The following is a 10949-nucleotide window of genomic DNA, read 5'->3' as shown; positions in this document are numbered from 1 at the left end:
TTACGGATATGGGTTGATTTACATTCTGGGCATTGCATAAATTATTCCTCCTATTCATACTCTAACTCAGCAACGCCAGGAATTTAAGCGACGTGTCTACAATACTGAAGTTTCCGGTATGACGGTTGGTCGGTGGAATAAGCTTTTATCAAGTCGCCTAGAAGGCAGCATCAAGAAATCCCTACAAGATTATCTACAGATTAGAGAAGAGAGTATTGATGAAATTATTGATTAAATCTCTGTACACCATAGTAGTAATAGTCGGAGTCTATCTCGCAAGAAAAGGCTTTTCGTTTTAGGTTACGTGCTGACAAAGCTGCACTGAAAAGTCCACCAAAAGGTTCCCATATAACATCGTTTTCATCGCTCGATGCCTCAACAATAAGGTTCATCAGGTCCAGAGGTTTTTGGTTGAGGTGTAATGCTTTTCCAGAGAGAGTTAAAACTCTCTCATCACCCCGTAAAGCTTGACGCTCCCAAACGTTTGTAAAACCGTGAGGGCATCTAAATTTCGATCGCATCTTGCTCCATTCTTGTCCCGTTAAAGGCTGATTGCCATCCAGTGAAAAGTATGGTTTTCCTTGAGGACTACCATACTCATTTGCATAGTTCACTAGCCTTTCAAACATCTCGGTCGGAGGGAAATACCACAAATGCCCTTGATCGAAGTATTTCCTGGTTGCTGCATCCACCACCCCGCAAGCATTATTGGCCCGTCGTAACGGCAACCCAGAGCGTTTCCACTCTCGCAGTAACCACGCCTTTAAGGTAAGTTCATTAACGGTTACTTCTCTAACGTATTGAACGCAGACTTCTGTAACGACGGGAAACCTGCGAATTTTCTGTGTGTTAACATTCCCTGCGATATGACCTTTTCCCTTGTTCCAAATATTGGAATTGACATAGCGCCAACCATATTTTTCTAGAAGTGGATGCACAATAGCCCAACCAATCTCTGAATTCCAAAACCAGAGTGTTGTACACGGTATGGCTGCTTTTGACCATGCCTCGATATGAGGTTTATACCAATTAGGTAAATCAATGTGATCTGAGGTGTCTCCTTCAAACCCAAGAATACCGTAAGCTCCATCTGAAACGATGACAGTAGGTTGCTCCCAATTGTCGTAGTGCTGGAGACTATCGCCGAGATATAAAGTAACGTATTCGTCACTCCATGCAGAAAAATTAAAATTGGTATTGAGATTAGCTACTTTGCCACGACCAACAGTGCTGCTCGCTTTGCGTTTTAAGATGCTCGGAGAATTCGCTTCTGCGTTAGGACTCATTTGTTGACTTACGTGACTCTAAAAATTAAGTACAAACATTTTATCCTGTTTTGGGATATTGAGGGTAAGTGATACCAAAGTTAACCTACCTACTGCCGCTTTGTTGACAAAAAAAATAGTTCGATCGCCCAATCCCATCAAATCCCATCAAATCTATCACAGCGATATCTCAGTAACTGCAATATTACCCTCAAAACACACGTCAACATCAGTCCCCGCCGCCCGATCGCGCGAGCCATATTCTCCCGCATAATAAAAGTATTCTCCCTCCATCCGGTAAACCACTGGCAGCGGCTGTGTCGAAGGCTGGCAAAACACAATTTCCGGTTCCGCACTTCCCGGCGCTAAATGCGGCAAATTCACATTCCAGAAACACCCAGACTTTAGTTCCCGGTTCAGCAAATCCGTCAACACCCGCGATGTCCAGCGAGTAGCGACATCCCAGTCAATTTCGAGCGGCCTTTTAATCCGGTGGGAAATTGCGATTCCCGGAATACCGTGCATGGCTGCTTCCCGCACAGCCGCAACCGTACCCGAAATATACACGTCAACCCCCAAATTGCCGCCCGCGTTAATACCCGAAAGCACCAAATCCGGCTTCGCACAAACGTGATGAAGAGCAATACGCACGCAATCGGCCGGTGTCCCCCCTACAGCATACTCAAATTCCGATCGCCGATCGACATGAATCGGACTGTGAGCCGTCACTTGATGCCCGCAGCCCGACAATTGCCCTTGCGGAGCCACCATAATTGTTTTGCCTTCTACAGCCTGCAAAAGTGCCTGAATCCCTGGAGCGTCGATGCCGTCGTCGTTGGTTAAAATTATCGTCATTATGTGTCGGTTTTATAGAACCGATTTGAGAGCGCAGAGGCTGGCAACTTTCTGGTAGCTCTAGCCCAAATTGGTTGTTGGTTGGTGGCGATCGTTAGTATGAGCATTGCCACACTTTTATATCATGGCATTAATTGAACAGTTGCCGCAGAAATGTGGCGCGCCACATTTTAGCCCAGCCGCATCTTGATGTGTCAGTTAAAGCGACTTGTTACGCTTGCCCCAGTGCAGCATTCATGACATCAGTGTCGATGCAAACATCTAATCACATAATTTTTTCCTCGGCTCTCCCCGATGCTTGGTGTTCAAAGTAGCAGATGATACTAAGTATCTGAGACTGAACGTTGAAACCCTCGATCGTGCTAAATTATTAGCTTGCGTTATCACCATAAGTATGAGAGAGCCGATAATAAGTTAATGTCGATTCCAATTGCGCTTTGACGCAGGGGATGGGGGAATAGATATGCAATCCTTACTAAAGATAGTATCTAAGTTACAGTCCTCATTTCCCATTCATAAATCAAATACTTATGTACACTGTTACCATTATTACATTTTAACTCAAAAGAGTTACATGAGCGAACCAACTCAGAGCAACACCAAAGCAGTAACGAGCGGCTGTCCGCCAGTTCCCCAGTCGATTATGACCGCCAGTCAGGATGAACTGGATAACGTTGAACTGGAGATTGAAGGGAACTTACCAAAGGACTTACAGGGTCACGTCTTTATAGTTGCTCCAGTCGGCACTGTTGAATCAGGAGGACTCCCATTTAAAGACGGAGACTCATTGCTGAATGGCGATGGCATGATTTATAGGCTTGATTTTGATCGACCAGGCGAAGTGAGGGTGAAGACTCGCCTTGTTAAGCCACCAGATTACTATGCTGACAAAGCAACACAGCCTGGAGGCGAGTATGAAAAGTATAAATTCCTCAATCGCGGCATTGCTCGCTTGTCTACGTCTCTGGGTCTGCGTAATCAATTAAATACAGCTTTTCTACCCATGAAATTTGCTGCGGACTCCTGCGATCGCTTGCTAGTTACTTATGATGCAGGTCGTCCTTATGAAATTGATACAGACAGCCTGGAAGTGGTAACACCAGTTGGATCGAATAAAGAGTGGCGAGGGGAACTCGATCAGCTCAAAATTCCCATAATAATTAATCCTAAGAAGTTTCCTTGCAAAAGTATTTTGAGTACGGCTCATCCTGCCTTTGATTATTCCGGTGAAGGTAAGATGTTTACAGTTAATTACGGCAGATCGGCGGCTAGTTTTATAGAAGGCATTCAGTGGGTTTATGAGATCGAAGAAATTCCCCAACTAATAGAGGAAATTATCGTAGCACTGACGGGGTTCTGTCAAACGGATTTCATGAAAGATATTTCCCGTGCTGTGTTCGGCTTCTCCCGAGACATAGTTGAAAACCTAATGAGTTCCATTGGAAGTATATTTGGGAAAGAATTGGAGGATTTTACCTATGTAGTTTGCTGGGATGGTGTTGGCGAACTGGAACGATGGAAGCTAGTGCTACCAGATGGCACGCCGGTTAAAATTGAACAAACTATTCATCAAATAGGAGTAACTAAAGATTATGTGGTACTGATGGACACCGCCTTCATTACGGGTCTGGAGCAGATAATCAACAACCCATTTCCGAAGAATAAAAAACTAGAGCAGCACTTGAGAAAATTACTAGAACGTCCGCCTCTGCCGGATTCTAATATTTATATCGTGCGCCGTGCCGATCTAAAAGCAGGACAGCGTCCAGCTAGCAGTAATAAGGAAGTTGAAGTCGTCGCCCAGAAAGTGGTAATTCCTCTCGAAGCTGCCCATTTTTTGGTGGACTATGATAATCCCAAGGGCAATATCACTCTCCACGTTGCCCACCTTTGTGGAATGCAAGTAGCTGAATGGCTTAGGAAGTATGATGTTTCAGCCTCCCAACCCCACAAACCAGTGCCAGATTACCTGCATGGTATGGAACACGATGAGACTGACATCGGACGAATGGGGCGCTACATAATTAATGGAGAGACTGGACAACTGATTGAGTCCCAAGTTATCTCCGACATCAACGCCACATGGGCTGTCGATCTCTATGCCTACTTAGATAGGCTCCCTACAGGTTTGACTCCAGGAAAGCTAGAAAATGTCTACTGGAGTTCGTTTGGACTGTGGCGAGATTTGATGACAAAATACATTGTCGATCTGTACGACGATTATAAGTACCGATTAATACCGCTCTCAGAAGTTATCCGCTTAGCCCAAAAGGGTCAACCTGCTTGCTTGTTCAGGCTGCACCCAAAGTCGATGGTGATTGCCGATCGCTATGAGTTCCCTTGCGGCTACATGACGCTATCACCCCAGTTCATACCCCGTGGTGATGGTGAAAGTTCTACAGACGGTTACATCGTCTGTGCTGTTTGTTTTGAAGACAAAAAATTGGGACCCACAAATCAAATTTGGATTTTCAATGGTAACAAACTGTCAGATGGCCCCCTGTGCAAATTGCATAATTCAAAACTCAAGTTTGGGTTTACGTTGCATACAGCATGGTTGCGACAGATTTCTAAGCGCCAAGCTAGTTACAATATTCCAGTGCAACAGGATTACCAGGAGCTAGTCGATCAAAACGAGCCAGAGATTAGGAAGCTGTTTGAGAATGAGGTGTACCCCCATTTTCATTAAGAAACTCACCTTCCAAAAGCGCGATCGCGCTTTTGGGAGTGGGCTTTTTGGTTCATAGACACTCTTTAAAAATGTCAAACAAGAAAGGAAAGTAAAAATATGATAGTTCTTTCGGGATACGAAATTATAGAAAAAATTTACGAAGGAGTAAGGACTGTTGTATATAGAGCTAAAAAAGATGGTTACAGACAACCAGTTATCATTAAAATTATTAAATATGATTATCCTAGCCTTGAACAAATCACCAATTTAAGGCAAGAATTTATAATTACTCAAAATTTAGAGTGTGAAGGAATTGTCAAAAGTTACAACTTAGAAAATTATCAGAATAGTTTAGCGCTAATATTAGAAGATTTTGGGGGTCTATCCCTTTATCATTTTATAGCGGCTAATAAACTGTCAATAACCGAGTTGCTGAGGGTAGCGATCGCTCTATCCGAAACTTTGATCTATCTCCATCAAGTACCGATCATTCACAAAGACATTAAGCCCTCTAATATCATTATCAATCCAGCGACCGGAAAAGTAAAACTGACTGACTTTAGTATTTCATCGCGCTTGGAATTGAAAAACCAAAGCATTAGCAATCCCAACTTGCTAGAAGGGACGCTCGCTTATATGTCACCCGAACAAACGGGAAGGATGAATCGCTCAATTGACTACCGCACCGACTTCTATTCTTTAGGAGTGACTTTCTATGAAATACTGACCAACCAGTTGCCATTTAATACCACCGATCCGATGGAGTTGGTTTACTGTCATATTGCCAAACAACCCGTCCCACCTAAAGAGGTAGCAGAAATTCCCCAAGCTGTTTCAGATATTGTCATGAAACTGTTAGCAAAAAATGCGGAAGACCGATATCAAAGTGCGGCGGGATTAAAATTTGACCTGGAAACTTGTTTGCAGCAATTGCAGACAACTGGAAAGATTGAAAATTTTCCCATCGGTCAACGCGATCGCGGCAACCAATTACTCATTCCCCAGAAGCTTTATGGCAGAGAAACCGAAGTCCAAATTCTTCTAGATGCCTTTGGGCGAGTCAGCCTCGGTGCCACCGAGATGATGTTAGTTTCCGGTTATTCCGGGATTGGTAAAACTTCAATTGTCAATGAAGTTCATAAACCAATTGTAGCAGCGAGGGGGTATTTTATTGCGGGTAAATTTGACCAATTTAAGCGGAATATTCCCTATGCAGCTTTAATCCAAGCATTTCAAGAATTAGTCCGTCAGCTATTAACCGAAAGTTCCGAACAGATTGCTATTTGGAAAGAAAACTTATTAAAAGCGCTAGATAATAACGGTCAAGTTATTATTGATGTTATCCCCGAAGTCGAACTAATTATCGGTAAACAGCCGGAAGTTCCTCAACTGGGATCTTCGGAATCGCAAAACAGATTTAATCGGGTATTTCAACAATTTATTCGCGTTTTTTGTCAACCCGAACACCCGCTAGTCATATTCCTAGACGATTTACAGTGGGCAGATTCGGCATCTCTAAAGTTAATTCAACTCTTAGTCACTGACCCAGATAGCAAATATTTATTAACGATTGGAGCTTATCGGGATAACGAAGTCAGTCCCGTTCATCCTTTAATTCAGACAATAGAAAAAATTCAAGAAAATGAAACGGTGGTGAATAATATCACCATTCAGGCGCTGGCTTTGGATAGCGTCAACCAATTAATCGCCGACACTCTCGATGCCAGCGTAAACTCAGACAAAATTAAAGTTTTTTCTGAATTACTGTTTAATAAAACCCAAGGCAATCCGTTTTTCTTAACCCAGCTACTCAAAACGCTGTACTCGGAAAATCTGCTGGTTTATCAAGTAGATACAGACCGCTGGGGGTGGGACATCCAACAAATCCAAGCAATTGGCATCGCAGATTTCAATATTGTTGAACTGGTTGCCCGAAATATTCGTAAACTCCCAGAAACAACCCAAAAATTATTAAAACTAGCGGCTTGTATCGGCAACCAATTTAATTTAGAAGTTTTATCAATTGTCAATGAAGAATCAAACTTAGCGACGGCTGCTCATTTGTGGGAAGCAATGCAAGCAGGTTTGATTCTGCCGCTGTCTGAAAATTACAAAATTCCTCTAGTCTTTGCCCAAGAAGAGTTGGCATCTGTACGGGATATCAAAGTTGAATACAAATTTTTGCACGATCGAGTGCAGCAAGCAGCTTATTCTTTGATTCCAGAATCGGAGAAAAAAGCCACTCACCTGAAAATTGGTCAACTGCTGCTGAATAATACAACAGAGCAAGAGCGAAAAGATAATATTTTTGCTCTGGTTAACCAACTGAATTTTGGCACAGATTTGCTAACTAATCAGTCAGAAAAAGATGAATTAGCTGAATTAAACCTAATCGCTGGACAGAAAGCAAAGGCAGCGACTGCGTATGAAGCTGCTGTTAATTATTTGAATGTAGGTATAGAACTCCTGAGTCAAGATAGCTGGGAAAGTAGATACGATCTGACATTTAATTTTTATCGAGAAGCGGCGGAAGCCGAATATCTCAATGCCAATTTAGAACGAGCGGAGATCTTGTGCGATCGCGTGTTTCAACAAGCCAAAACAATCCTCGAACAAGTCAACTTATACGAACTGAAAATTAGAATTTACCTCGCTAAAAATCAAAATAATGATGGCTTAGATGCCGGACTGCAAGTTCTAAAGATGCTAGGAGTGACCCTATATGAATCACCCCCGCAAGAACTCAATATTGAGGAGTTAGCAAACCTGCCTGAAATGAGCGAACCCTACAAGCAGGCGGCTATGCAGCTTTTAGTTCTTATATTCCCACCTGCTTGCTTTGCAGAAAGCCCGCTATCGCTACCTATTATATATACTATGGTGGAACTTTCTCGTCAGTACGGGAATTCGCCGCAATCTACTTACGGCTATTCTGTTTACGGTATATTCGTATCTTGGCTATTCTCAGATATAAATTTATCCTATCAACTGGGGCAACTGGCTTTGCAGCTATTAGAGAAGTTAGATGCTAGAGAGTTTCGTTCTAAAGTTTTAGTTAATGTTTCCATCGGTATTATCCACCTCAAAAAGCATACTAGGGAAACGATAGAACCCCTTCGTCAAGCAATTAATAGCGGCTTAGAATTTGGAGATATAGAATATGCTTGTCATGCTGCTGATTACTATTGCTCGCATTTATTTTTTAAGGCTGAGCATCTAGACTACGTGCAAGAACAGCAAAAACTATATATTGACTTGGCAGAGAGATTGTCCCAAGAACACCAGTTATATTTACTCAAAATTCTCGGTCAATTAGTAGAAAATTTAAGGGGGATGACAGATAATAAACTGATATTGATGGGTAGCATATTAAATGAGGAAAAAGCTATCTCTTATTTAAGAGAAGTAAAGAATTTCATTTGCTTGTTCAGGCTTTATTTTGCCAAAACTGTAGTTTCTTATTTGTTTAAGCAGTATGAAGAAGCTATCGAGTTTGCGAGAGAGGGGTTGAAATATTCAGGTTACGTTCAATCAAATATTAGTTTTATTGAACATAATTTTTACTATTGTCTGATTCTTTTAGCCCTGTATGTTCAGGAAGATTCAGGAGAGGAAGAAAAGAAACAAGAATACCTCACACAAGTAGAAGAAACTCATAAAAGCCTAAAAAATTGGGCGTTCCATTGCCCTGCCAATTACCAGCATAAGTATGACTTAGTAGAGGCCGAAAAAGCCCGCGTATCGGGGCAATATTTCTCAGCAATGGAATATTACGACCTGGCGATAGATGGAGCCAAGGAAAATGGATACGTCGAGCACGAAGCGCTCGCCAATGAACTAGCAGCAGAATTTTATTTAGCATTAGGTCGTCAGAAAGTAGCGCGTACCTACCTGATTGACGGTTACTATGCTTATATTCGCTGGGGAGCCAAGGCAAAAGTCAAAGATTTAGAAGAGCGCCATGCTGAATTACTCGCACCTATCGTCGGTAGGAAAAACAGCCTGACGAGTGGAAGAGACGAAATGATTGTTCAGACCAGAACCACTATCACTTCTACCAGTTCAGGTTCTGGAAAAGAGCTGGATTTATCAACAATTATCAAAGCCTCCCAAGCGCTCTCAGGGGAAGTTAATTTAGATAAGTTACTCTCGAATTTGATGCAAGTCTTGCGGGAAAACGCGGGCGCGGAAAAATTTTATTTCCTCATACCTGACCTAGCAGGTAAGTGGAAAATTGAAGCTCAATGTACGGGTGAACGATGTCAATTAATCTCGAAGTCAGCGACTGAAAGTCAAGAGATTCCTATCTCGCTGGTTAATTATGTAGAACGCACGCAAGAAACTCTTGCGATCGATGATGCAACAACTGAAACCAGGTTTGCATCTGACCCGTATATTATTCAGCAGCGACCTAAATCTATCTTGTGTAGCCCCCTAATCAATCAAGGTAAATTGGTAGGCATCCTATACCTAGAAAATAATTTAACAGCGGGGGCTTTTACGCGCGATCGCCTAGAAGTCCTCAACATCATTTCCGCCCAAGCTGCGATCTCCATCGAAAATGCCCGTCTCTATCAAACTTTAGAAGATAAAGTGCAACAACGCACCGCCCAACTCGCCCAAGCAAACCAGGAAATTAGCTCCCTCAACAACAAACTCAAAGCCGAAAACATCCGCCTCAGTGCTGAGTTAGAAGTCACCAAACGACTGCAACAAATGATCTTGCCCAAACAATCAGAACTTGATAAAATTAAAGGATTAGAAATAGCTGGATATATGCAACCTGCCGATGAAGTTGGTGGCGACTACTACGACGTGCTAACCAAAAATGATCAGGTAAAAATTAGCATCGGCGATGTTACGGGACATGGTTTAGAAAGTGGCGTATTAATGATTATGGCGCAAACCGCCGTCCGCACTCTCCAACAAATGAACGAAACCGATCCGGTGAAGTTTCTTGATGTGTTAAACCGCACCCTTTATGCCAATATCGAGCGCATCGACTCCTCTAAAAACATGACCTTGGCTTTGTTAGATTATCAAGATAGTAACTTCAGCCTCAGCGGTCAACATGAAGAAGTTATCGTAGTCCGTACTGATGGTAACATCGAACTGATCGATACACTGGAACTCGGTTTTCCCCTGGGATTAGAGGAAGATATTTCGGGTTTTGTTTCCCAAATACAAGTGCATCTTAATCCAGGGGATGTAGTAGTGCTTTACACAGATGGAATTACCGAAGCTGTAAATATAAATAAAGTGTATTACGGCATAGAAAGATTGTGCCAAGTGGCCAAAGAAAATCGCCACAAAACGGCTGAAGAAATTCGAGAAGCAGTAATCGATCATCTGCGGCAACATATTGACAAACATAAAGTTTTTGACGACATTACTTTGGTAGTCCTAAAACAGAAATAACGCAAGTTGGGAATTGGGAATTGGTAATTGGGAATTGGTAATTGGTCATATCAAGTCCGGTTGCACCGGACTTGTATAGTGGGCGTGTAATCGATCGAGACGAAAAGGCTCGCTCCATTGCCTTCCTTGGACGCAACTTCTCCAAAGTCCTAAATTGGGCGATCGCCCAATTTACCGCAAACATTCACCTAACATCTAAAAATCCCCAAAAACATCAACCAACTTGTGGTAAAGTTTTGTGTCGATTGCTTTGCGTCAAGGCAATCTTCTGCAAGTTCAGTTAAACGCCCTCTCAGCAATGTTTTTGCCCATTTTTCCCTTAGCTCAAACAATCCCCGCACCTCCCGCCCAACAACAACTGATCATCGACCCAGAAGCCCCCGCACCCGAAAACGAACTAGATTTACCACAACCCCAGACAACGGCCCCGCTAAACACAGTCATGCAGCCCCAGCAAGTGCGCGTTTTACCGGGGCAACTCGACAGCATCCCGGTTTTCAACAGCAACAGCCCGGAAGTTGTGCAAACCGAAGGCATTTTGCTCTCCACATTTCCGCAAGAAGCCAAACAAGTACCTTCTGCACACTTAAACTTTCCTTTCAAAGGCCGATTTGACATCTTTGCCCACCACATCGCCAAAGCTAAAAATCGCGCCGAAACTCGCACCTTATTTCAAGGCATAATTGTCCACAATCCTAACTCCGAACCTGTTACTTTAAATGTCTTGCAAGGAGCAACTT

5 protein-coding genes are annotated in these 10949 nt (G+C 42.8%); 3 read left to right on the top strand and 2 right to left on the bottom strand.

Annotated elements, in window-relative coordinates; translation table 11 throughout:
* Positions 1-224: 224 nt before the first annotated feature.
* Both QUB25_RS28680 and surE read right to left on the bottom strand, forming a co-directional pair.
* Positions 225-1286 (bottom strand): DNA methyltransferase, encoded by a 1062-nt coding sequence (locus QUB25_RS28680; protein ID WP_333188730.1) that lies wholly within the window; start codon positions 1284-1286, stop codon positions 225-227.
* A gap of 156 nt (positions 1287-1442) precedes the next feature.
* Complete coding sequence (gene surE / locus QUB25_RS28675; protein ID WP_333188728.1) at positions 1443-2120, bottom strand: 5'/3'-nucleotidase SurE; 678 nt, start codon at positions 2118-2120, stop codon at positions 1443-1445.
* A 574-nt stretch (positions 2121-2694) separates the two neighbouring features.
* On the opposite strand from surE, the gene QUB25_RS28670 reads away from it, so the two are divergent.
* From QUB25_RS28670 to QUB25_RS28660, 3 genes are all read left to right on the top strand, one after another.
* Positions 2695-4809 carry a carotenoid oxygenase family protein gene (locus QUB25_RS28670; protein WP_333188726.1) on the top strand — a complete coding sequence of 705 codons (2115 nt, stop codon included), beginning with the start codon at positions 2695-2697 and terminating at the stop codon, positions 4807-4809.
* Between the two features lie 99 nt (positions 4810-4908).
* Positions 4909-10209, top strand: a complete 5301-nt coding sequence (locus QUB25_RS28665) for an AAA family ATPase (RefSeq protein ID WP_333188724.1) — start codon at positions 4909-4911, stop codon at positions 10207-10209.
* Between the two features lie 298 nt (positions 10210-10507).
* Positions 10508-10949, top strand: a 442-nt coding sequence (locus QUB25_RS28660) for a DUF3370 family protein (protein WP_333188732.1), incomplete at its 3' end; no start/stop codon positions are given.

The organism is Microcoleus sp. B3-D7 (genome assembly GCF_036705305.1).
In the GTDB taxonomy this organism is placed as follows: domain Bacteria; phylum Cyanobacteriota; class Cyanobacteriia; order Cyanobacteriales; family Microcoleaceae; genus Microcoleus.
The sequence above is the reverse complement of the archived record's forward strand: the minus strand, read 5'-3'. Positions and strand labels throughout refer to the sequence as shown.